We start from the raw sequence: 25154 nt of genomic DNA, 5'->3' as shown, positions 1-25154 counted from the left end.
TAAATTTTCTATGGATATAGTAGTTGTCATACCTACTTATAACGAATCAGGGAACATCGGGCAGCTTATAAAAGAAATACTTGATATCCCTCTTGAAATAGAGATACTTGTCGTTGACGATTTTTCTCCGGACAAAACTTACCAGACAGTGGAAAGCTTATCAAATGAAAACAAACGGGTTCATTTACTGCTCAGAAAAGAAAATAGAGGAAGAGGCTGGGCAGGCATTGACGGGTTTAAGAAAGCGCTTGGAATGGGAGCAAACCTCATAGTTGAGATGGACGCTGACTTTTCACACCCCCCCAGATTTATCCGGAGTTTTAAAGAAAAAATAAAAGACGCAGATATAGTAATAGGCTCCCGCTACGTAAAAGAAGGGAAAGATGAAAAACGGACCGCTTTAAGAAGGTTAATAAGCGCATTCGCAAGGAATTACCTGTCTATGGTTCTTGGAATAAACATTTGTGACCCTACTTCTGGATTTAGAATGTTTAAAAAAGAAGCACTGTTAAAAATACTCCCGCATTTAAAAGCAGGGGATCCTTTCATTGTAACCGAGGTCCTTTTTTATGCAAAGAAATATAACCTCAGATTGCTTGAAGTGCCTATAGAATTCATGCCCCGGCTAAGTGGAGAATCAAAGTTAAAAACATCCACTTTGCTAAAATACTTATTCAGGGTATGGAAACTGAAACTACTATCATAGAAAAGGTATCAGGCATCAGGTTTCAGGCTTCAGTAAAAATAGCTATTTTTGTCTTTACTGACTCCTGCTGCCAGATGCCTGAAACCTTCTACAGCAGACGCTAAAGAATATGAAAATACTCAATCGATCAATCAAATACACCGCTTCATTTTGGCTCTTGATATCAGCCACAGCATTGCTGCGTTTATTTGTAATTGGCCGTATCGGCCTTGGCGACGATGAAGCACATTATTTTGCATTCAGCCAGAATCTGCAGCTTTCTTATTTTGACCACCCGCCGATGATCGCTTATATAATAAAGCTATTCGGTTCTGTATTAGGAATAAACGAATTTGCAGTCCGTTTTCCTGCCGTAGCCCTGTTTTTTTTAACGAGCATCATAATTTTTATTCTGGCAAAGGATATGTTTGATGATAAAATAGCATTTTTTAGCATACTTCTGATAAACATAACTCCTGTCTTTTCTTTTTTAGGTGCAGTCTTAACCGTGCCGGATTCACCGCTTGCCTTTTTCTGGATGCTCTACATCTATCTGTTTTGGAAACTGATTAAAACCTCCGCATCTTTAAACTGGTATTTGATGGGTGTAGTTCTGGGGCTTGGGCTCTTAAGCAAGTATAATATGGTGCTTTTGATACCGTCTTCTCTTGTTTTCCTTATTTGTTCTAAAAAATATCTAAACCAGTTGAAAAGAACGGACCTTTACCTGTCCCTAATAATTGCATTTTTTATTTTTAGCCCTGTAGTGATCTGGAATTTAACTAACAGCTGGGCTTCTTTCGGTTACCAGCTGCAGCATGGTTTCGGTAAACAGACGCCAAAGTTTTCATTCATGCTTTTAGGCAAATGCCTCGGTGCTCAGGCAGGATATATATCTCCTTTTCTTTTCCTTATTTATTGGTTTGTACTATTTTATATTGCCGCAAGGTCTTTTGAGCTAATAAAGGCCAGGTTTTTTAAAAAGGGGCCTTCTTTAGAAGTCACTTCAGAAGAACTGAACGAAAAGTACCTGTTCCTCTTTTCTTTTTCTTTCCCGACGCTTTTCCTGTTCAACGGCATTGCAAGTTTCAATGAAATACTCCCCCATTGGCCTGCCACAGGATACCTTGTTTTGGTGATAGGTGTTGCCCATTTTACAGTATCGAACTGGAATAAGAGATGGCTCAGGGTAACCACTTATTTTACCTGGGGGTTTGGTTTATTTCTGACGGCTTTAGTCCCGCTGCAGGCGATGTACAAGATACTTCCACCTGAGATGTTTTTGACCAAGAAAGAAGCTATGAAAATAGAAGACGGTATAACAAAAGCCGAAAAAGTGGATATAACTAATGATACGTACGGCTGGGATCTTGCCGGGGAAAGAATAAACGAAATCCTTCGACAAGCTCAGGATGAAAGGAAATCTGTCCCTTTCATATTTACTCACAGGCATTATCTGGCAAGCCAGCTTAAGTTCTATGTACCGCAAAACCCCAGGATATATTGTTTCAGCGGGAGGATAGATGCCTATGGTTTCTGGCAGAGAGATATATCGGAACTTAAAGACAAAGACGGCATTTTTGTCTGTAACAGCAATTTTTATCAGGACCCGACCGTACTCTTCCCTTTTAAATCGTGGCAAAAGCTTGAGCCGGTAGAGATATTTAGAAAAGGAAGAAAAATAAGGATTTTTTGGCTGTGGTACGGAAAGGGTTTTATGCCTGAAAAAATGGAAATGACATATACATCTGCCATATTGCCACCGCAATTGACATTAAAGCAGGCGCTTCTTAACCTGGACTATAAGTTTTTCTGGATAATAAACAGGGGTATAAGATCCAAAATACTGGACTATATTATGATGGCTTTCTCTTTTATAGGCAACGGGCTTCCTCTGGCAGTTATAGTCGGGTTCATCTTATGGCATTACAGGCGACAGTATTTTATGCAAGAGTTTATCATCGGTTTAGTGATAGTCCTTGCAGGAGCTATAATTGTTCACAGTCTTAAGGAAATGTGTGCCAGGGTAAGACCATTGACATTATGGGGCGATCAAGTACATGTACTTGGAGAAAAGCTTTACAGGTGTTCATTTCCGTCCGGCCATACACAATCTTCGTTCGGTGCAGCTGTTTTCCTAAGCTCCAGGTTCAAAAACTACCGGATCCTATTCTTTCTAATAGCAATTCTTGTTGGAATTTCAAGGATTTATTTAGGAGCTCATTTTCCGATAGATGTTTTATTTGGAGCTCTCGTAGGTTTGCTCTGCGGTTGGATTATATTGGCAGTACTAAAGTATAAAAAGATAGCTCATAATAATTAATGTATAACTTTATATATTTTAAATTAATCATTTAAAATACAACACATTAAATCATTACACAACATTTTTTAGCATATTTTCTTTATCGATATCCTGCTTGGCTCTTTTAAGGCCATCTAAAACGCTATAAGGGACATTGACCTTTCCCATTATCGCGGATCCATCCACCATTTGTCCATGGCAATCAGAACCGCCTGTCAAAACAAGCCCTAATTTATTGCCTATCTGAGTAAACTCTTCAGTAATAACTGGAGGGTGTTTTATATGCCAGACTTCTATGCCTTTAAGACCGAAATTTACAAGGTCCTTTAGAATATTTTTGACGTGGTAACTTCCTATTACAGGGTGAGCAAGGACAGGAATGCCGCCTACTCTTAATATCATTTTTATGGCTTCTTCAACTTTTAAACGGTATTTTGGCACATAGGCGGGTTTGTTATAGCCAAGGTACTTTTTAAATGCTTCAGATATATCTTTTACATACTCCTGTTCGAGCATTACCTTGGCAAAATGAAGCCTTCCTATAGACCCTTTTTCATGGTCCTTGAAAATATCTGATTCTTTAAGGTAGACGCCTTCTTTACTGAGTTTTTTTAGGATATTCTGTGCCCTTACTAAACGGGCTTTTCTGAAATTAAGCAGTGTTTCCTGAAATGGCTGGTCTTCAAAATTAATGAAGTAACCCAAGATATGCAGCTCCAATTCCTGGTTGTTTCCTATGCCGGATGACAGTTCAACTCCTGGAATGATTTCAATACCTTGAGTTTTTCCCTCCTCTATAGCCTCCGGTATGCCGTCGGTTATGTCGTGGTCTGTTATGCCTATGGCAGCTAGATCCATTTTTTTTGCATATTGTACAGCTTCAGCGGGTTTAAAGGAGCCGTCAGAATAAGTGGTATGTACGTGAAGGTCGATATTCTTTAGAATAGGTTCCATATTATTTCTAGCGTACAGCGGATAGCGTTTAGGGTTTAGAAAAGCTAAAACCTATCAGACTTTGATATTCCTATTCGCTCTACGCTCTACGCTAAACGCTGTGCATTTAGAAATTGCAGGCTAGAAATAAGCCTAGATCGTTGGATTTGGATGTTAAACCAATTAATAAGGAAGCGGATAATGTATGCTTCTTTTTCCAGAAGTAGTTAACTCCAGGGGCAAAATACATTTCTTGATATGAATCCAAAAACTCCACTCCGTTAATTTTGGTGTTGCTGTGGTTATAACCTTTAAGTTCGGTGTGTAACCTGTATTTATTCTTATAGGGGAAGCTTGTTCCGATATGGTACATAAATATATTGCCTTGCTTGACCTTATCGCTGTTTTCGCCGAAAATCCCGAGCCCCAGGCCAAAATAACCTACGATATTTTCAAACTTTTTTTCTAACGCCCAATGCACATAAAATCCCGCAGAGCCAAGCCCAAGCTCCCGGGTAGAGTCTGCCGTAGGAAGCGACGCTGCTATTTCTCCTAGCACCGCCGGCTTATTTCCTAGCCCGTCCATTAATTGGTATTTAATGCCTAATTGGAGGTCATTAATCCCTGTTTTACCACCTGCTGATTTTATTCCCCAGGCACCGCCTGCTTCTGTTTTGTCGGTTGCAATGTAAGTGAAATGTACAGGAAGTTCAAAGAAATTTGTTCCGCTTTTAAAAGTAAATACAGATTGATACGAATTGACATCTCCAATTGCGGAATCCTGCCCCGGATGCCAAGGGTCAAAAATATTTATTCTTGCCTGAGAAAGGCCTGGCAGGAATAACATGAAAGATAGCAATATATAAAATAAAACTTTAAAATTCATTTATTATTCTCTATAATTCTTATAGTCCTGTCTTTTCCAAGTATCATTAAAACCGTTATTATTAAGAATATTAAAGTACTTTGAAAAAGAACTATGAATGTGTACCTGGTTTCGGTATCCCTTACCACAATAGCTCCAAGGCCGATGCAAAGATTAACAGCCAGGATAAAAATAACCGTCTGGACTTCGGATAAACCAAGATGCATAAGCCTGTGATGGAAATGGTCTCTTCCGGTATATTCGAGCCATTGGGTGAATGTTTTTACCTGCCCGTTCTTTATCCTTGAAATCGTAATATATATCATGTCAAAAATAGGTATACCTAGTATTAATATAGGCGTAGCGCAGGATACCAACGGGCTGTTATAGGCCCAGCCGCCCATTATTGAAAGTCCTGCAAGTAAAAACCCCAAGAAGGTGGCGCCTGCATCGCCCATATATACCACAGCAGGTTTCCAGTTATATGTCAAAAAACCAAGGCATGAACCGGTAATTGCTATTGATAAATAACCAAGGTGCTTCTGATGGGTGGGAAGTGAAATAACAAAGAAAAGGGAAGCGCACAAAGCCGTCATTCCGGCGGCCAGGCCGTCAACTCCGTCTAAAAAATTCAGGGCATTTGCTATCCCTATAAGCCAGATTACGGTCAGAACTACTTCTATGGTTTTTTTAAAAGGAACGCCATAGGGAATAATCGTCATGCAAATCCCGCTGTTTATAACTATAAAACATGCGATAAGCTGTGCGATTATGCGCGTCATTGCTGAAAGAGGATGGATATCGTCAATAAATCCCGTCAGGTAGATAATGGAACTTCCTATTATCAGGCTTGTGAACTCCGGGGTAAACTTAAAATTTCTTAAGCAGGTAAGGATGATGGCTAAAAATATCGCGGTGCCTCCTATCCTCGGGATAGGGGATTTATGTATTTTCCTTTCTTGGTCAGGATGGTCTAAAACTCCGTATTTAAAGGCAAGCTTTATCGTAACAGGTACCAGAAGCTGTGCACAGACGAAGGAAAGCATTAGGATATATAACCACCGCACACCCAATAAAAAAGCCCAGGTTCCGCCGCTCGGCTGAATTAAAATGACAAGAAGTATTGCTAATAATACATAATACGCTTTCCGCCAGTGATCGTTATCTTTCATAAATACCTTCAGCTGTAAGCTGGTTCTACAAAAATACTTGCATCCTTAACGGTACGAAGCTTTCGGCAAATTTAACCCTGTTTTGCAGGCCTCGAAAAACTGCAGTAGCATGAACGCTCTCCAGGATTGAGAGGTCAGCTATCCTTGTAGCAAAAACCTGTGATTTATGCGCTTTAAGGAGCTTAAGTTTATTATTGAATACAGAACCTATATCTACAAAAACGCTTGCCGGCGAGAAATTGACGGTCGTTGGCCCTTCGTAGAACAGGACATTCTTTATATATCTCGTAGCCGTAAGGGTCGCACGGGAAACCGCCCTGTGGTCCTGGTGGGTATCTTCCCGGAACGGCACAAAAATAATATCCGGTTGTATTTCTTTGATGTGGTGTTCGATGAGGTTTATTGTACTTTTTACTATCGGAATCTGAGTGTCTGTGAACCCTCCCCAGATCAATTTCGCATTTAGCATCTTTGCGGATTTTTCCTGCTCTTTTTCCCTTATTCTTTCATCCCCGCCGTGATGCCCTTTTGTCATAACAAGAATATTTATCTTATGCCCGTTTCTTGAAAGTTTGCATAACGTACCCCCGCAGCCAAACTCAATATCGTCCGGATGTGATCCTATGGCAAGAATTTTCATGATCATCTCCATTGACTTCAGGGATAAGGTGTAAAGAGTAAGGTGTAAGAAAAACCTCGGTCTCACTTATCCCTTACACCTTACCCCCTATCCCTGGTTTTATTCTATTCAGTGTCACAATGACAAACTGCTTATTGTTTCCTGAACTATATCTTTATCGATAGTTTTCGCCTCTTTTCCGTAGCCTGTAAGCAAAGACGTATCGCATAACTGGTTTATCCTTCTTGGTATACCCCCTGAGCGTTCATGTATCAAAGCCATGGCCTCGGCTGTGAATAGGTCCTGGTTCCCTCCGGCTTTTTTAAGCCTGAACCTTATGTAATTGTCAGTGTCATTTTTTTCCAGGGCCTGCAGAAAAAAACGCATCGCTATCCTCTGGTTCAACTGCTTGTTCGCTTCGATTTTTTCTTTGAGTTCCGGCTGGCCCAGGATAAGGAGCGTAAGAAGGAATTTATCTTCCAGCTGATAATTCAAGAGAAGCCGTATTTCTTCAAAGATATTCTTGTCTTCTATAGCATGCGCCTCATCAATAACTACAACTGTTTTTTTGCCATCGCTTAAATTATTCCGAAATATCTTTTCAAGAGTTATAAGTACATCCGCTTTATGGGTCGGGGGTTGGGTCGTGCCCAAGTGGTAAGCTATCATCCTCAGCATCTCGATGTCGTCAAGCCTCGGGTTTGTAAGTATCGCCACTTTATAAATCGAGCTCTCAAGCTCTTTCATAAGTGCCCGTGCAAGCAGCGTTTTCCCGCAGCCGTAAACACCGGTCAAAAGGCCTGCTCCTTTTCCTTCTTTTACTACATAAAGCATACGGTTGAGCCCCTCTTCATGTTGGAGGGAGTTGTAAAGGAATTTAGTATCAGGAGTGTTCTCAAAAGGGTTTTCATTTAAGTTCCAATATTTTTCGTACATAGCATCCTGGTTGATTACAGCGATTTTTAAAAACTGATTACGGTGCTACGTCAAAGATTTATCACTATAATCTTGCCGTTTAATCACCGTAATCAAGGAACAATATTTATCGTCCCTATTATATCATAAAAATCAAATAAATTCACTTTTTAACGAAAACGGGGTTGAGCGCTATATGGCAATTTGTCTGGCCTTCAACGACAAGCCGGTAATAACTTTTTCCCGCATCAAAATTTGACGTATCATCGTAGATTATTTTCAGGGGTGTGGCGCCTTCGAACACCCTCAGTATTTCTCCGTTTTTTATCAGCTTAATGCTGAGTTTATGTTCTTTGTTGTCTGTCGAGCCTACGGATAAACTTATCCTTGGCGGGCCGAGATATTGTATTTCCTGCCCGCAGACTGCGGTATCTTTCCCGTTTGAAACATAAAAATCATCAAGAGTTAAACCCCAGTCGGGTGTTTTCCAGACGGTATAACAATTCCCGTTTTTAAGGCTCTCCATGACCGATTCTTTGGTTTTGTCTTTTACCCAGAGCTCATTAAATAACGCAGCTAATATTGTTTTATCCGTGCTATAATCACGTTCGCCGATAGCCCAGACAGGCTTTGCCCTTTTTCCACTGCAATACTCTAATAAAGCCTGGTCCCAGAAGCCTCCAGGCTGGCCGACAGCCCTATAGCCTTCCGCATAAATGGCAAAGCCGGTATAATCCAAGGTATTTAAAATGCTTTCCGGGTATTTTTTTGTAATAGCATTCACAGGGCCAAGATTTTGAGGATTGTCGTAATTCGGAGCTTCAGGATGAGCCCAATAGGTTAAAGCTCCTTTCTGGTTGGCATAGTTTATCAGGTTTTGATACGGTTTTTCACCTTTGTGCCCGTAATACTGGTTAAATTCGGCGCTGGTAAAAGGGTAGTTTATTAATAGAAACAGCATTCCGGTGACTATAATAAATAAGGAAAATATATTTTTATATCCTAATACAAACCCTACAAAAATCAGGATAACAGGCCATAAAAGGATAGCATTGAATTTTTTGTAATGAGGGTTGGCAAGAATGGGTAAACTATAATAATCGGAAGGTTTCTCCAGCCCGATTATAAGCATGTGCTTATTCCAATCATTTAAGGTAAGCTTTCCGCGGAACGGGTTTCCTGTCCAGTAGTAGAATACATTTGCTTCAACCCCCGGAATTATCATCAGGCCTGGATTATCAATTTCAGCTTTCTTTATTTCTAAAAAGTATTTTTCCGGGCCCGCTTTTATAACGGAATTATCAGAATACGTTCTTTTTAACAAATTTTCAAATGGCCATAGCCCGTATTCAAGGTGTACGGACGCATGGTCGGTCAGCATTAATACGTCGATGTTTTTATTGTGCAGTTCACCTGCTATTTCCGCTAAAGACAGGAATTTGTCGTAGCTGAAAGAAGAATGTAGATGAATAATACATGATACTCTCTGCATCCCGGCATTTAAAACCTCGGCCAAAAGTAGCAGTATAAATAGGAGTGCCAACACACGTTTCATCAGTTATCCATATATTATTTAGCGTTCATGGTACAGATTAAAATAAAGGTAAAGAGATTAAACTAACTGTAAAAATTCTTATTTTTCCATAATCTATATCTTAACCCTTATCTAATAAGTATATCCCTGCTGTCCGGGCCGCAATTGAATAACAGGTCAATGGCCGATAGGTTTGAAATGAATTCTCCGAAACACTGTGGATAAACAGGATGTTTGAACTCCTGGAAAATAACCTTGATATTAGCTTCGGAAAACTTGTTTTCCTCAAGGTAATCTTTCCCGCCCGCTCCAGATAGATATATGTCAGCTTCTAATTGCCGGCAGATGCTCACCAGCCTTTCTGTTGAAGTGCCCGTGGTTTCCATTTCTGAGGAGCGTAATGTTTTAGTTTTTATTCCCAGGTATCCCATTAGCTTAAGGGTAACTTGAATGTTAAGTTCTGATAAATATTCCCAGTCTTTTCCATAAACATCAGAAAAAAGCATTACAATATCGTTAGAATACTTTGCCTTTGTATAATTTGTAATAAAAGCATTGTTGTGATTTTTTTTCCAGTTTGTTTCGTTATTGATCTTTACTTCTGTTATTTTTTCAGGAAAGTGGAATGAAACGGGGACGGTCAGCCATTGAGGCCCTTGAGCGGTTTTTATACGGTTCCTGTTTTGCCATTCATTTTTCTTAAATTGCACATCATCAAGGAATACAAAAATATCGGACTTAAGTATTTTGTCCAGATAACCCAACCAGGGCATAAACTGCGGCTGATGAATACCTACTATCATTAAGAATCCTTTATTAGCGTGCAGCGGAAAGCGTATAAAAACATGGATAAGGAACAAGGTGTAAGGGGTAAGTTTTAAATCTTAGACCTTAGACCTTATCCCTTACACCTTAAACATGGGGATTCTATACGCTATAAAATATCGTCTGCAATCTCTATTACTTTATCTATCTCTTTATTTGTCATTTGCGGGTAGATTGGAAGTGATATAGAAGTATTCCAGGCTTTTTCGGAATTGATAAAACCTTTCTTTTTCAAGTATAGGTGTAAAGGCATGAAAATAGGTCTTCGCACCGTAACACCCTTTTTTTGAAAAGCTGAAAGCTTTTTATCTATCTTAGCTACATTGCCGATAACGTACCTGAAAAAAGTATGTTCTTTTTCCGGATAAGAGACAGGTAGCAGTAATCCCTTTTCTGAGAATGCTTTGTTGTATTTGTTTGCTATGATTTTACGCATTTTAAGAAAATCAGGTAACCGTTTAAGCTGGATTATGCCCAGCCCGGCCTGGAAGTCAGTCATTTTAAAGTTAAACCTTGGTTCTAAATCCGTTTTTTCATCATAATTGATGTAATCGATAATAAATTCAGTATATTTCTTATTGTTTGACAGGGCCATCCCGCCTTCACCTGTCGTAAAAGGTTTTGTTGCATAAAATGAATATATCGATATTTCTCCCCACTGGCCAGCTTTTTTGCCGTAACAATCCGCCGAAAGAGTTTGAGCGCAGTCTTCAATTACCGGTATGCCAAAAGAACATATTGTTTTAATATCAGCAGGCAAGCCGAACAAGTGCGGAACTATAATAGCTTTTGTCCTTGTTGTGATCTTTTTTTTAGTGTCTTCTGCCGATATGTTATAATCATCACTGTTGCAATCAGCAAACACAGGTTTAGCATTTGAGAGGGTAACGGCATTTAATACCGCAGTGCATACGTAACTCGGTATTATTACTTCGTCATTATTTTTTATTTTAAGCGCAAGGAGCGCCAGGTAGAGAGCTGCCGTTCCGGATGAAACAGCTGCGGCATTTTTTAGCCCCATAAATTTTGAGAAATATTTTTCAAACAAAGATACTTGGGTGCCGGCAGCAATTTTCCCGGAAGCAAGTATTTTGCATACTTGTTCAATCTCCGAACTGCCGATAAATGGTTTTGAATGAGGAATAATATTCATTTCATTCATATTGAGTACAGTGATTTCTTACTTCTGATTACGGTGATTAACTTCAAGATCACAATGATTAATCACCGTCGAAGTGTCACTGTAAACGCAGTTACTAATCACTGTAATCAAAGATTATTGGTTTCCCAATAATCTTATTATACTAATTTATCCAGAATTTTGCTAAACTGTAAAATAAATCTCTCCTTAGAGAACATCATACTCCTAATATAAGCATTTTTAGAAAAAGCATTTAAAACTTCCGGCTTATTTATCAATAAAAGAGTCGCCTGCCTGAACTCGTCCAGGTTGCTTATAAGAAATCCGGATATATTGTTTTCCACTATTTCTTTTTGCCCTCCCTCATTTAGAGCAACAGGGACGCACTGATTATTCATAGCTTCAACCGTAGGCATGCCAAAGGGTTCGAAATGTTCCGGATTTTTATCAACATGGCTTCCGTACCCTGTAATTTGCCAGAATATTTTTGACATTCCGTACAGGTCCGAAAGTCTTTCATTGGATAGATTTATATGAAAATAAACAGGATACCCCTGTGCCAAAGACCTTAAATGCTCTATATAACGTATTATTTTTTCATTACCGCTATGCCTAATTCCGAGCGCAATATGAAAAGACCAGCCTTTTGCTTCGCTCTTGTGCAGAATTTTAAAACTATCTATCATTCTATCCAGGTGCTGTGAGTAATGCGAGCGGAACCTTAAAACTGAACATATAACATTCTTTTTTTCTGTTTTCTTGTTTTCCGCCATAATGTCTATCCAGGGGTATATCACAGAGACTTCTTTGAAATTCCAGAACTTCTGGACTAACTTTTTGCTAAAATCGCTTACTGTAACGGTCTGTTGGTATTGGTCTGCAAAGTCGTATTTTTTAGGCGAGCTTAAGAGTAATTTTCTTAAGGTATTTTTTATGAATTTATGCGGCTCCTCCTGCAGGTACCTGTGGTAAGGGTTGAGAGGGAAGTAAATAAGGCCGATATTTTGTTTTGCCCTGGGTTTTATTTCCCAATGGTTTTCGTACTTGTTATTTATAAATACATCATAATTTTCTGTTATTTCAGATATTTGGCCACATTTTTTGATATGCTGCCAGTGCGAGATAAGGTTTATGCCGGAATGTCTATAATCCAGGTATTGCGGGTTTACATCTTTTAAAGCTATGCCATAATGCATCTTGAAATCATTAGGATCGAAATAACTATCTCCTAATAGGGTAATATCATGTTTTTTGGATAAAAGCTCAACAACCGGCAGTATGTATTTAACGGTACCGTAAATGTTATGAAAGTTTTCATCGTATATAAGGATGTTCATGCTTTTGTAAGTTTAAACTTCCTGTATCATTTCTTCATACAACTTCTCATGCATCTTTATCATTCTTTCAGGGCTAAAACGCCTGCAGCCGTCTATGGTTTCACAAACCCAGATCTTTGCCCGAGCGCTCATGTTTTTTCTTAAATCCACGTTTTCAATCAGTTTTAAAACAGCTTTAGATAAAGCTGCCGGGTCTTTTGGAGGGATAAGCATGCCTGTTTCATTTTCTTTTATTGCATTAGGGATACCCTGTACTCTTGACGCAACTATAGGAAGCCCTACGGCTTGTGCCTGGATAAGGGTTATTCCCATTCCTTCATTGAGAGAAGGCTGGACATAGATATCCATTGCGGACATTAACTCGTATATGTCATTTCTCATGCCGGTAAGGATTATATTTTCTTCTAGGTTCAACTCCTTTATTCTTTTTTCTATGGCATCTTTTTGCAATCCGTCTCCCACTATAAGGAATTTAAGGCTGTTTTTATATGATTTTAGTATCAAAGGGACAGCTTCGATCAAATACATAATGCCTTTTACCGGTACAAGCCTTGCAACTGTCCCTATAACCAAGATATTGGACCCAATGCCTAACTCTTTCCTTTTTTCCTGAATTTTCATGCAGCTTTGCTCTATCAAAGCGTCATCAAGCCCGACACCGCTGTTTATCACTTCCCATTTTTTTGGGTTAACCCGGCAGAACTTAACGGACTCATTTTTCTCCCCTTCAGTTAACGCTATAAACCTATCCGTGATAGGTGAAGTAAGACATTCCAATAAAATGAAAAGCCTGGTTTTTAGCCTGCCAAATTCATAACCGTAAAAAACATGTCCGTGGGGCGTATGAACGATCTTAATTTTGGAATGCTGAATGCGGAATGTAGCTAGTAGATTAAAAAGCCAGGCAGCCCACCTTCCTAAAAAACCGGATTTGGATGAGTGGGTATGTAGTATCGCAGGTTTTTCATCATTTATTATGTTGTATATTTTCCAAAACGAAACAAAATCGTCCATTAACGATAGTTCTCTTTTTAATTCGGGTATCCTGTAATTTCGTACTGTGTCGCCTAAATCAACCTGTCCCGGCCCGTAGATAAGTATCTGCTCGTATTTGTTCTTATCAAGCTTATTGAAAATAGTTGTAATATCATCAGCAGTCCCTCCGACATCAATGCGCGTAATAATATGTATTATTTTTATTTTATTATTCATATTTTTATGCATTCAGCGTATACAAGACAAAAAGCTTTTTCTATTCGCTCTACGCTAAACGCTATCCGCTGATAAGTGTTTCTATTAGTTTTATAAATTCATTTGAGCTATTCGTAATTGAAAAATGGGATGCACGCTTAAGGCCTTTTTCCCTTAATTCCTCTAAAAGCGAAGTAGTGTTAAGGATTGTATGGATTTTCTTTGACAGCTCTTCTATGTTGTTAGGGTTGAAATATGAGCAGGCATCATTTAATATTTCAGGCATTGAGGATGTATTGGAGCTTAGTACCGGGCAGCCGCAGGCTATGGCTTCAAGAGGCGCAAAGCAAAAACCCTCGTATAATGACGGAAATACGAATAATTTCGCACCGCTGTATAAAGAAGGGAGGTCATCGTTGTTGTGCCGGATAAAATCTATAGTAATGCAGTTTTTCAAGCCTGTTTTAAATTCCCCTACACCAGCCAGCACCAGGTTATATTCGTCCCGGAAGGTTTTAGGCAATTTTTCAAAAGCTTTGACTAAGTTATCGACGTTCTTATAAGGCCTTGAATTTCCGACGTATAAAATATATGGTTTCGTTACGGCATATTTCTTCATTACCGCCGTAATGTTTTCTTCGTTTTGAGGCATAAAGTTATTGCTTATACTTGGAGAAACAACGGATATTTTATCTTCCCGTATTTTCAAAATATTTACAATATCATTTGCGGAATTCTGGGATTGGGCAACTATCTTAGAGGCACTGTCAGCCAGTATTTTTTTCCAGGCAATATTTAATTTTATGCTTTGGCTGACATCTTTTTCCGCATAAAGGACTTTCAGGACTAAATAAGTGAAGTTATGGATAGTTATGATTTTGCGTGCCTTTGAAAGAACGGGGCACCTGAAATACGGAGAATAAAACACATCGATATTGTGGCGTTTTAAAAGCCGGGGTATCGCGATCTGGTCTGCCGCTAAAGATAGGAATTCTTTTATGGATAAGGTATTTACGTTCGGTAAAACAGGTTTAAACTCACCGAACTGGTTCAGGATTACAAGCAACTCCCAATCTTTTCTGATACCGGCTATAGAATTAACAGCCTCAGAGAGTTCACTGCCGATACTGTCGGGTTTATATTTATTTAGCGCCCTGCCGTCTATTGCTATCCTCATTATTTATCCCTGCAAAAAAACATTTTTATAATCTTCCTGGGAGCTCTTAAAAGCATGGAAGGTTTTCTTAATTTTATCATTTTGACTATCTGGCTCATGAACTCATTTAAAAGAGATGATGTTCTTCCGCCGATTTTAGTTTTTCCGGTTAAGATAGAATTCTTTAACTCTGTCATATCTGAAGCAGTATCTATTGTACAGACTGACCTACCTATCTCGAATAAAAAGTGAGCATCACTGCCGCAGATTACAGGCAGGCTATATTTTTTTGCAAGCTCAAAGGCCCTTTCATTGTTTTTGCTTGCCCTTGAATTTTCGCCTCTTGAATTGAATGCTTCTATGGCGTCAATATTTTCAAGGATATTTTCACTGATCGTTGCTGCTCTTTTATAAGGATGAGGAAGTACGGCTATTCCGCCTTGTTTTTTTATCTCATTTATGGCTTCCATAACGTTATTTGCATGAACCTCTTCTTTCAGGAAAAGCCCTATTATTTCACATTCTTTTGTATATATTTCTTCACCGTTTATTACGAAAAAATCACTGCCTGCATACTTTTGCGCTTCAAGGGCTCCCTTAATAGAGTCATGGTCCACAATAGCTATGCCGTTTAACCCGATTTTTCTGGCGGTTTTAACTATAGCTTCCGGTTCGGAAAACGAGTCATAGGAATATTTTGAATGGATATGAAGATCAAACATCATGTTCGTGTTTCCCTTGAAGCCTGAATAAAAATGATATCGCCTTTCCGAAATAAATTATCCCGGGTTTAATATCATATAGCTTAATTATCCCGTCTTTTATTTTAAAATCAAAAATGTCTTTTATAAAACCTAAAAAGTATTCTCTGGTTTTATTAATTTTTGTTAAAGAACTTAATGCAGCCTGCATATCATTAAGAAAAAATCGTAATTTTACCCCTTCTTTAAATGAAGTAGTTTGGGGTATTTCTTCCTCCATAGCCAGTTTATACCATAAATACGGGAAATCAATCCCGCTTTCTATAGCAAGAGGCATAGAGCCCCAGACCCGGGGGTTAATTTCCATCAGTTTCGGCATATTATCTTTAATATCCATTTTAAACTCAACCATTGCAAGCCCGTACCAGTTCAGTTTCTTAAGAAGTTTTTCGCCGTATTCCATAACTTTCGGGTCACGGTAGCTTTCACAACAGGTGCTTGGCCCGTTATCTACCGGATATTCCCGTATTCTTCTATGCCCGAATACAGCTTTTGGGTGTGAATTCTTATCAAAGAGAGCAAAATACCCCATCCCGCGGCCTTCAATAAATTCCTGTATCATAGGGAACGGCTGCATATTATGGATTTGCCTGTATTTATCTAAAAGTTCGCCTGCATTGGATACCTTAATATGTCTTTGAAAAGGGGCCAATGCCAGTTCTTCTTTAACTTTTATAAAGACAGGGTAATTTAGAATACCTTTAAGTTCTTTTACCTGGTCAAGGTTTTCAATAAAATATGTTTTTGGGGTCGGAATATCGCATTCATTTGCAAGTCTAAGCGCTGTTTCAGTATTGTTTGCCCTATTAAGTGTATCAACATCAGCTACGGCCACTTTTATTACTTTTTTGAATTCATCAAGGTGCTCTGATACCAGCTTAAGCGAATACATGGTGATAGGTAAAAGAACGTCGTGTTCTTTGCAAAGCTCAAGCAGTTTTTTGCGGTGAGCTTCAGGTTCAGATATCACATTAGGCATTATAATCCTGTTTTTTACATACTTTGACGCAAAACCTAAGTTTAGCCACTTACTTAGGTGTGCTTCTACCGCAGTTATTTCGAACCCTCTTATCCCAAGGGACCGGATAACGTATAAGGCGGTCCTTTGCCTTGCCCCTGTTACTAATACTCTGCTTTTATTCGTTCTTATTTTATAGTATTGCAAAGGAGCTTTTAAAAGATGTTCTCCGGCCCTGATCGCCTCTTCCGGTGAAATGATGTTCATGCATTCCATGTAATTACTTTTCGGGCATTTCCAATAACTGCATGGGTTACAATCGATTTTTTTCCAAAGAAGTATCATTTTATTTTCTTCGCCGCTTGGTTTGTCCCTCCAGGGGTTACCCGACCCTGCAGGTGCAACAAAAGGGACACCGCAGATACCCGCGATATGCATTGAAGCACTGTTTGTCGTAAAGGCTATCTTAGAACGCCTTATCAGGCTTATCAACCCGCCTATTTTTACTTTTCCCGCTGCAGAATAAACTGAGACTGATGAAAGCCTGCGGATTTCATCAGCAATAGATTGTTCGTCAAAACTCCCTACGATGACCGGTTTAAATGAATATTTTATTGCAAAATGTTCTATCACCTTTACAAAATATTCTTTTGGCCAGCGCCTGGTTAATCTGTCAGAAGCCGGATTTATCAATAATATATTATCTGTTGCTTTAAACCCCCAGCTTAGAAGCAAGGAATCGACGGATGCTTTATCTCCATCGGATATCCAGGGCATAGTCGTTTTGGAGATGTTTTTATCGCCGCTTAGAAGCTTTGCGAGGCGGTCAAAATAATGCGCCTGGTTAAATATGTCATCGGTATTATCCTCAATGCTTTTTGAAAAAATAAATCCTTTCCCATCCGAATTCCTGCCTATGGAATATTTGGCTCCTATTATTTTAAGAAGCAAGGCCATCCTTACAGCTCCACCCCAGGTAGATACTTCAAACAAATTCAATGCAACCTGAAAGGATTTGCTTCTCAGTCCCCTAAAAATACGTATGATAGTACCTAAATTATAAAAATTATACCCTTTACCCTTGGAAACAGGGAATGAGTAGACATTATTTACAAAAGGGCATTCTTTGGCATAATCGTAGACTTTTGATGAGACAAGAAGAGAGATAGAGGTTTGAGGATTTGAGTCTCTGATAGTTTTTATGGCGTTGATAGATTCAAGAAAGTCGCCGATGCCTGCGACTATTATTAATAAGATATTACTGTAATTATGCTTTAAATCAGTTTGTGAGTTCATGCGCTCTCTGCAATGATAGAAATAAAATCCAATGCCCTCTTCTGATTATTTAGAAATAGCTTTGCCTGCCGCCTACCTTTATCCTTAAGCGTTTTTAGTTGACTTGTATCCGTTAAGACTGAATAAATAACATTAGTTATTTCAGATCTATTGTATGGGTCAAAATAAATACATGCATCGCCGAGTACTTCAGGCAAAGATGAAGTGTTTGAACTTACTACAGGGCACCCGCAGGCCATAGCTTCAAGCGGTGGAAATCCAAAACCCTCATATAGAGAAGGGAATACGAAAAGTTCAGCGCCGCTGTAGAGGGCTGGCAGGTCACTTTCATCTACAAAATAAATTGGCAGGCATTTAATTTTATTGTTGTTCAGGGTAAAGTCTTTTCCGATTCCAGCTAAGACGAGGGTATGTTCATTTAAAGTATGTTCAGGTAATTCGTTGCATGCATCCATAAGGTTACGTAAATTCTTATGCGGGTTTGAATTTCCCACATAAAGCAGGTATTTTTTATTTATTCCATATTTTGATTTAATTTTGTTTACCTCTTCTTCGTTTTTATGCTCAAAAATAGAAGAAATTGTATTGTATATTACCTTAATTTTGTCCTTTGGTGTGGATAAAATATTGTTTATATCTGAAGCAGATGAATTTGATACTGTAATGATTTTTGAAGCACTGCCTGTATGCATTCTATACCACAATTTTGATATAAATTTAGCATGTTCCGAATGACTTTTTAGCGCGAAAAAAGTCAAGTCGTGTATTGTTATTATCTTTGGAGTTTTTGTCAATAGCGGGCATTTGTAATACGGCGAAAAAAAAATATCAGGATTAAGTTCATTGATTAGCAGTGGGATCTGAATTTGGTCGGTAAATAAAGTTATTTTTTCGTTAATTGTTATAATTTTGAGGTTAGAGTAAAGCCGGCCTTTATACTCGCAGTGCTGGTTTAGGATAAGAGTGAAATCCCAATCGGTTTTTAAAGGAATAGCTTCGTCCATCAAGGTTAGTAAAAAACGTCCTATCCCGGTCAACTTCCCCCTTATGAATTCCCTGCCGTCGATTATTATTTTCATTATTATCCCTTAAACTGAAGTATCACGGTAATCCTGTCATTTAAGCACCGGAATCATATTTTCTTAGCAGAAAAGTAAATAAAATAATCCTTTTCTGTTTGTGCTGGAGCAGTTAAATCATTCATGATCTCTTTTCTTGATTTTGCTTCAACAAACTCTAAACCTGCTGAATGTATATCATCTATCATTTCATTTACTGAATACATATGGAGAAAGCTTTTGCCTTTTGAAATAACGTTCCCGCTTACTTTCTTAGCCAACCTGTCTCCGGTTTCCATGGTTCTAATGAAAAACATATTAAGAACTCTGCGCAGATTGTCCATAACGATAAAATAAATTGTATATTTGTAGTTACAATGCTTGGAAGGTACTGAAATAAGTATACTTCCCCCTTTTTTTAATACTCTTTTTGCTTCAGTTAAAGCTTTTATCCTGTTTTGCCTGCCTGGTATATGGGCAATAGTAGATCCAAATATAACTATGGCGTCAAATTTATCATCAGTAAATCCCAAACTACAGGCATTCATTGTTTTAAAATCTATTTTTAAGCCTGATTTTTGAGCATTTATTTTAGACGATTCAACCATTTTAGGCTGAAAATCTGTGCCTGTCACAGAAAACCCTTTTTTTGCCAGATGAATTGATTCTCTTCCCGCACCGCACCCTTCCACAAGTATGTTGGCAGGGCTTTTTATATATTTATCAATAAATTTCTCTTCAAATCCAAGGCCGTCTTCAATTAAGCGCCTGGTGTATTCCTCCAGTTCTTCTTTTTCTCCGTATTTGTCAAAAGTGAGCTTGGTCATTTTATCCGCATAAGAAGCCGATGAAAAAATATTTAACAGCTTTTTAATTAAACCTGAAATAATCCCCGGCAGTTTTAATAGCTTACCTAAGAGCTCTCCTGCCATAACGTATAAAGAAAACAGCTTTTTATTGAAAACCATAAAGTATTCTCCTTGTATTTCGCAGAGTGACGAACCGAACCGCATTTTAAAATCATAGATCCCCCTGTTGGGATGGTTCGGTAAATCCCAGGCTCCTGCACCTCTGAAATCGAGGCTGGTAATACCTAATGATTTTGCCCATTTTATAACCTCAGTTACGAGGATGTAATTAGGTTTTGATTCAGTATGTTCCAGGGTTGACGCTGCATACATATACCAGCTCTTGCTGCCGAAATAAAAGATCATTTGCCCATAAATTATTTCGTTATTATATTTTGCAAAAATTATTTTCCCTTTTCCGTTAGCTATAATATTGTTAAATACTCTTTTTTGATAACTGAACGGGCGCACTAGGAAACGTTTTCTTGTGCCTGTTGCTTTGAGCATTTTGTAAAATATTTCCAGCGCCTCGTAATCATCTCTGGTTTCTACAGTAATATTGTTTTTTTGCGCAATTTTAATGTTCCGTTTGTGATGATGATGGAATTTACTATAAATTTCATCAAAAGCAGGGCTTATGTCCAATACTGCTACGTATTTTGGCTGTTCAATATAAAAATAACCGCATTTTCGCATAAAAAATCCGTTATTTGCCAAAAGGTTATGCAACTTATCATTGCGGATTACGTAGGGGTCTATCTGCAAGAAAATAGAATTCTTAAAAATAGGAAGTTTTATTAATTCAGAAATGAGAAAATTGAATGTCTCAGCATCATTGTAATCAAGAATTGGCCCCCTGGGTGCATATAAAATAGAATAAAATAATATTTTAAATTCAAGCAGCAAAATAGATGCTTTTATTTTCCCGTCTTCTGTTACAACATAGCGGTGAGGCATCCAGCCGTCGCCTCTCTTAACTTCTCCCCACTCGTAAGATTGGAAAATATGACAGCATCCGGAGTTAGCTGCAAAATTATTAAATATTTCCTTTTCTGATTCTTTAACCGCCAACAGTGTTTTCATGTTGAACCTTTATTTGTGCGGAGCCAGATGTAATATGTTCCGATTTTCTTTACTGAATAATTGTTTTTAATAATTTTCTGTATGTCAGGGTCAAATAGAATGGTTTTAATCTGATAAACAGTATTTGTGGGTATACTGTAAGCTATCCCCTGGGTAGCTGCATCAGAAAGCAAAGTCACTAAATTATTTTTATTACTCCAGACATCATTGTTGGAATAACCGGGATGGTTTGATTGTAAATAATAGCCTATTTCATTTGGAACAATAACTATTTTATTGTCCGAAGTATTCGCGCGAATATATTCGGATGCCTCAGCGGTGCCGATACAGCCGTAATTAAAACCCGTGTGATATTTTGCAATTGTTTGTTTTAAGGACATTGCCAGATTTGAACCCAGGGATAATATTAGTAAAATTATGATTAAATTTGACCTCAGGATAATATTTTTAAGATAAAATAAATAAAACATAAAGCATGCCGCGCAAAATAAAGTTAATCTGACTGCAATATTTTTTAACAGAGAGAACTTTTCTGGGACTCCAAAAACAATAGACTCTTTTAATAAATACCTTGCTGTATATAAAGGGTCTCCGACAATGAAGAATGTAATTAAAAATGAAAACACAGCAATGGTTAAATAATTCTTAATTCCGAATTTCGTTATATCACAACTGTTTTTAGATAATTCAATGCCAATATGAATGTATATTAAAGAGATCGCAGGTATCAGGTATTTAGGGTATCCAAAATTTGATCCGCCTATAAAACTGTAACCGATAAAAAGCGCAGTACCGCAGAAGATAAAAATATCTTCCTTATTTAAGGATTTTGTTTTTAAGCTATCAGATAATTTATTGATTAAAACTGCAGAAAATAATATCAAAGGAAATACTCCGATCCACATAAATAATTGAGAAACATTCTGGAAAATATCCCAGGAAGACATTTGCTTGGAGTTGGAAGAAAATGACAGGAAAAAATATTTAAAAGGCCCGGAAAATGTTACATTGGTGCTCTTGCAGTAAATATACCATGAAATAAGAAATAATAATACTCCTAACGATATTGCCAGCAGGATTCGGACAGCAGTAAGCAGGTTAGAGCTGAACAAAAAACTAAACGCCTTGCTTTTATCTTGAATCTTATTTTCTTCTATATCGTTACCCTGGCCCTGACCGGCAGATAACATGTAGAATAAAATAAAGGATAAAGAAAATGCAATAACAACAACAGATGTTATTAATTTAGCCCAGAGAGCTATGGCAGTAAAAATAATTAATAAAACACTCCACATAAAAGATTTATTATTCATATTTTTTGAAATCGCGAATAAGTAGAGTATTACCGAAGGAATTAGAGTTGTTGTATCCATTTGTAAAAGCAAAGCACCTTGGAGTACGGCAGGCGTTGAAGCGTAAATAAGGGTTACAATGGATGCCCACTGCAAGAAGTAATTGTGCAATTCATTTTTAGAATAAGAGAGCACAACAAAAAATATAAGGATTACGCCAACAAATGCAAATACAATACTGCTGAGCCTTGCAGAGACAATGTTTTTGCCAAATAATTTAAAGGAATAATAAATACTTCTTAAATTAAAATGAGGATTGGCTATTTCTAAAAGGTTTGGGTTGATATATGATATAGGAGCACCTTTCGTGTATAAATTATCAGCTGCTACAAGCAAAGGAAGCTCATCCTGACCGGGTGTTTGGCTGGCCCGCTTTAACGTGCTTGACAGGAAGAGAAATAATGCAATCACAAGTAATAAATACCAATTAAAGGGATTAGTTGTAGTCATTATAGCTACTCCTTTTAAAATCTTTATAAACAGAATAAATCTTATCCATAGTAAGTTTATGGGTGTAATTTACTGAAACATGAAGGCGGGCGTTTTTGCCAAGCCCTTCGGCAAATTTAGTGTCCTTTAATAAGGTTATTGTTTTTTCTGCGAGATCTGCAGGGTCATTTCTTCTGTATAAGAGAGCTGTTTTATTATGAGTTAATAATTCTGAATTTTCTTCTGTGTCGGAAGCAACGATGGGTTTTTCAAGTGCCATAGCTTCTAACAAACCTCTTGCCATTCCTTCGGAGAAAGACGGCATTATATAGATAGCAAAGCGGTTAAGAAGCTCTTTTGAGTTATTTAATTCTTCACCCCAGAATATAATATTCTCATAGACTTTTGATTTTTTAGACAAATCAACCAGATAATTTATAAAACCTTTTTCACCGCTGCCTGCTATCAGATATTTTACATCAGGGTATAACTTAACTACATAGGGTATGGATTGAACTAAAATATGAGTGCCCTTGGTTTGCACTAAATTGTTTAAATATCCAATAAGCGTTGTTCCCTCCTTTAGTTTATCTGAAAGCAGCCTGGGAGAATTAGGGTCATATTCAGTCACATCGATGCCGTTTTGTACAATAAAAACTTTTTGCGAATTTGGAAAACTTTTCGCAATTTTATTTGAAACACAGATAATCCTGTCACTGATAAATAAAGATACGAATTTCTGAAGAGGTGTATCCCAAAAGACTCTAACATGCCATATAGTCCTTATATTGAGCATAAGCCTGAAAATAGCAGTATATAAGACCGTTAATAGTTCTTCCGAATGAACTATTTTAACATCGTATTTTTTTAGGAGTTTCCAAAAATTGTATATGCACTTAATAATATCTATAATATTCTGCGGCCTTAATCGCGGAAGTTTTAATACTTCCGTTGGTATATTCAGTTTATTGGCAAAGTCAGTCAGCCCGCCAGTTTCCTGTGAAACTAAAACCGGCTGATATTTGCTTCTGTCTATATCCCTGAGTATGTAACTTAAGCTCTTTTGCCCCCCGCGAGTTAGTGCTGCATAATTTGACCAGTATAGAATATTTATCATTTTATTTATTTTTTGCCCTTAAAAGATATTGAAATACAAGTAAAGGCTGAAAAACTTTAAATGTGAGTGTGTTTAACAATTTCCTAGATCCTCTAATTGATGGGGTGTGAATAATTTCAATTTGGAATCCGGAATTAGTAATCATTTCACGCAGAGTCCGGCCAGTAAAAAATCGCAGGTGTGTCTTGTCCAGAGTCCCGGACCCTGAATAATCCCATTGCCCTTTAAAAAATAAAGGCAATACGATCGAAAAATGCTGTACATTAGGTATGCTTACTATTAAGGTGCCGTTAGGAGACATAAGGTCCTTTAGTTTTTTTAATGCAGCCCAGGGGTCGAAAAGATGTTCCAGCACATCAAGGCACAAAAGCAGGTCTATGCTCCCGGCTGCTATAGGCACATCCATTTTCTCAATGTTCCCGTGATATGCGCCGTCCAGTCGCTGACTTGCGATCTTTGCCGCATTCTCATTAATCTCTATGCCAAATGCCTTTTTACAGTATCCTTCCTGCTTCAGCCAGGACAGAGTGTTGCCATAGCTGCACCCGACTTCAAGTGCTGTATCCACTTTTTCCCTTATAAGCGGTAGTATATCTTTTCTTATACTTTCTGTATAAAGATAATCAGATGGTTTTATTTCTTCAATCATAATATGTTCCTGCCCCTGCCTCATTAAATCACAGTTCAATCAGTTAGTCGCTTCAGGGGCCAATTTGGTAATTCCAGATCTGGGCAAAAACCTTGGGTCTTTCCCGAGTTTTCGGGATATACCATTACAAAAACCTTGTATAATTGCACTTAAGTATCTATTTTTATCTTTTATAGGCAGCATTATTAGACAGATAAGGATTTTTGCAATGTAACCGATTAGTTTAAAAAGTTCTAAGAAAAGGAAATATTTAATAAAGGTTACTGTTGAATTTCGAATGCCGTAGAATAACCTGGCAGGGTCATCATAAAAACTTATTTTCAAACCAAGCACGCTGTAAACAGTCTGGTTCGGCCTGGAAATTTCCATCCTGCTGTCGGATATGTAATACATTTTATACCCAGCCCTTTTGATTCTTAAGGAATATTCTACGTCCTCATTATACATGAAATAATCTTTGTTTGGAAATCCGATTTCCTTTATAACAGCGCTGTTAATAAGTGTTCCTCGCCATGCAAAACCATCCATTTTAAAATAGTTTCTGATACCGGCTTCGAATGTGCAGCGAACAGCACCGATTTTATCTATAGTTATTAGATGTTCTATCCCTTCTACTAAGCGCAGGAGAGTTTCAGGAAAAATAATAAGGTCATCATCCAAAGTCCAAACATAATCATTTTTTGCAGAAGCGTATTTAATCCCTTCGTAATAGCCTCCGGCACTTCCTATATTTTCCGGCATCTTAAGATAAATTACTTTGTCAAAACTCTCTTTTATCATAATCTTGGTATCATCATTAGTTGAATTGTCTACAACAATGATTTCTTCAAGCTGATATTTCTGTAAGTATAAAGAATTCAAAAGAGCCTTGAGCCCTTTGCAATTGTTATATGCAACAATAACAGCGCCTACTGTAATGCCCATC

Annotated in this window: 21 protein-coding genes; 2 read left to right on the top strand and 19 right to left on the bottom strand. The window is 37.9% G+C overall.

What is annotated here, in order from left to right; genetic code table 11:
- The first annotated feature begins 10 nt into the window (after nt 1-10).
- Together LHV68_03785 and LHV68_03780 are read left to right on the top strand one after the other, a co-directional pair.
- A complete protein-coding gene (locus LHV68_03785; GenBank protein ID MCB4790989.1) occupies nt 11-706 on the top strand; it encodes a polyprenol monophosphomannose synthase in 696 nt (231 codons plus the stop codon).
- A 109-nt stretch (nt 707-815) separates the two neighbouring features.
- Nucleotides 816-3008, top strand: a complete 2193-nt coding sequence (locus LHV68_03780; protein MCB4790988.1) for a glycosyltransferase family 39 protein — start codon at nt 816-818, stop codon at nt 3006-3008.
- Nucleotides 3009-3062: 54 nt separating this feature from the next.
- Here LHV68_03780 and LHV68_03775 read toward each other — a convergent pair whose 3' ends face one another.
- The 19 genes from LHV68_03775 to LHV68_03685 all read right to left on the bottom strand — a co-directional run bounded on the left by LHV68_03775 (nt 3063) and on the right by LHV68_03685 (nt 25153).
- Entirely contained in the window at nt 3063-3944 is an 882-nt protein-coding gene (locus LHV68_03775) for a PHP domain-containing protein (GenBank protein MCB4790987.1), read from the bottom strand.
- A gap of 106 nt (nt 3945-4050) precedes the next feature.
- Nucleotides 4051-4809 (bottom strand): transporter, encoded by a 759-nt coding sequence (locus LHV68_03770; GenBank protein MCB4790986.1) that lies wholly within the window; start codon nt 4807-4809, stop codon nt 4051-4053.
- Nucleotides 4806-5960, bottom strand: coding sequence for an undecaprenyl/decaprenyl-phosphate alpha-N-acetylglucosaminyl 1-phosphate transferase (locus tag LHV68_03765; protein MCB4790985.1), 1155 nt, complete (start codon nt 5958-5960; stop codon nt 4806-4808). Before LHV68_03765 ends, LHV68_03770 begins: the two co-directional genes overlap by 4 nt.
- Before the next feature lie 25 nt (nt 5961-5985).
- Nucleotides 5986-6600, bottom strand: coding sequence for a PIG-L family deacetylase (locus tag LHV68_03760; protein MCB4790984.1), 615 nt, complete (start codon nt 6598-6600; stop codon nt 5986-5988).
- A 114-nt stretch (nt 6601-6714) separates the two neighbouring features.
- Complete coding sequence (locus LHV68_03755) at nt 6715-7515, bottom strand: AAA family ATPase (protein MCB4790983.1); 801 nt, start codon at nt 7513-7515, stop codon at nt 6715-6717.
- Between the two features lie 142 nt (nt 7516-7657).
- Nucleotides 7658-9049, bottom strand: a complete 1392-nt coding sequence (locus LHV68_03750) for a PHP domain-containing protein (protein MCB4790982.1) — start codon at nt 9047-9049, stop codon at nt 7658-7660.
- Between the two features lie 107 nt (nt 9050-9156).
- Nucleotides 9157-9831 carry a WbqC family protein gene (locus LHV68_03745; GenBank protein MCB4790981.1) on the bottom strand — a complete coding sequence of 225 codons (675 nt, stop codon included), beginning with the start codon at nt 9829-9831 and terminating at the stop codon, nt 9157-9159.
- A 131-nt stretch (nt 9832-9962) separates the two neighbouring features.
- Nucleotides 9963-11015: a DegT/DnrJ/EryC1/StrS aminotransferase family protein gene (locus LHV68_03740; GenBank protein ID MCB4790980.1), complete on the bottom strand. Its 1053-nt coding sequence runs from the start codon at nt 11013-11015 to the stop codon at nt 9963-9965.
- Between the two features lie 137 nt (nt 11016-11152).
- Nucleotides 11153-12331 (bottom strand): glycosyltransferase, encoded by a 1179-nt coding sequence (locus tag LHV68_03735; GenBank protein ID MCB4790979.1) that lies wholly within the window; start codon nt 12329-12331, stop codon nt 11153-11155.
- 12 nt (nt 12332-12343) lie between these two features.
- Nucleotides 12344-13543 (bottom strand): glycosyltransferase, encoded by a 1200-nt coding sequence (locus LHV68_03730; GenBank protein MCB4790978.1) that lies wholly within the window; start codon nt 13541-13543, stop codon nt 12344-12346.
- A 61-nt stretch (nt 13544-13604) separates the two neighbouring features.
- Nucleotides 13605-14699, bottom strand: coding sequence for a glycosyltransferase family 4 protein (locus LHV68_03725; protein MCB4790977.1), 1095 nt, complete (start codon nt 14697-14699; stop codon nt 13605-13607).
- The gene (locus LHV68_03720; GenBank protein ID MCB4790976.1) at nt 14699-15403 is read right to left on the bottom strand and encodes a PHP domain-containing protein; all 705 of its coding nucleotides are present in this window, start codon (nt 15401-15403) and stop codon (nt 14699-14701) included. Before LHV68_03720 ends, LHV68_03725 begins: the two co-directional genes overlap by 1 nt.
- Nucleotides 15393-17693 carry an ATP-grasp domain-containing protein gene (locus LHV68_03715; GenBank protein ID MCB4790975.1) on the bottom strand — a complete coding sequence of 767 codons (2301 nt, stop codon included), beginning with the start codon at nt 17691-17693 and terminating at the stop codon, nt 15393-15395. The genes LHV68_03720 and LHV68_03715 overlap by 11 nt, the downstream gene beginning before the upstream one ends.
- Nucleotides 17690-18772: a glycosyltransferase family 4 protein gene (locus tag LHV68_03710; protein ID MCB4790974.1), complete on the bottom strand. Its 1083-nt coding sequence runs from the start codon at nt 18770-18772 to the stop codon at nt 17690-17692. Before LHV68_03710 ends, LHV68_03715 begins: the two co-directional genes overlap by 4 nt.
- 53 nt (nt 18773-18825) lie before the next feature.
- Complete coding sequence (locus LHV68_03705) at nt 18826-20682, bottom strand: bifunctional GNAT family N-acetyltransferase/class I SAM-dependent methyltransferase (protein MCB4790973.1); 1857 nt, start codon at nt 20680-20682, stop codon at nt 18826-18828.
- Entirely contained in the window at nt 20679-22484 is a 1806-nt protein-coding gene (locus LHV68_03700) for a glycosyltransferase family 39 protein (GenBank protein MCB4790972.1), read from the bottom strand. The genes LHV68_03705 and LHV68_03700 overlap by 4 nt, the downstream gene beginning before the upstream one ends.
- On the bottom strand, nt 22471-23580 hold the full coding sequence (locus tag LHV68_03695; GenBank protein MCB4790971.1) for a glycosyltransferase family 4 protein: 1110 nt from the start codon (nt 23578-23580) through the stop codon (nt 22471-22473). Before LHV68_03695 ends, LHV68_03700 begins: the two co-directional genes overlap by 14 nt.
- 1 nt (nt 23581) lies before the next feature.
- Nucleotides 23582-24229 (bottom strand): class I SAM-dependent methyltransferase, encoded by a 648-nt coding sequence (locus LHV68_03690; protein MCB4790970.1) that lies wholly within the window; start codon nt 24227-24229, stop codon nt 23582-23584.
- Nucleotides 24230-24268: 39 nt separating this feature from the next.
- A complete protein-coding gene (locus LHV68_03685; GenBank protein ID MCB4790969.1) occupies nt 24269-25153 on the bottom strand; it encodes a glycosyltransferase in 885 nt (294 codons plus the stop codon).
- Between the last annotated feature and the right edge of the window lies 1 nt (nt 25154).

It is taken from the genome of Candidatus Liberimonas magnetica, from assembly GCA_020523885.1.
Lineage (GTDB): Bacteria > Elusimicrobiota > Endomicrobiia > Endomicrobiales > JAFGIL01 > Liberimonas > Liberimonas magnetica.
The sequence above is the reverse complement of the archived record's forward strand: the minus strand, read 5'-3'. Positions and strand labels throughout refer to the sequence as shown.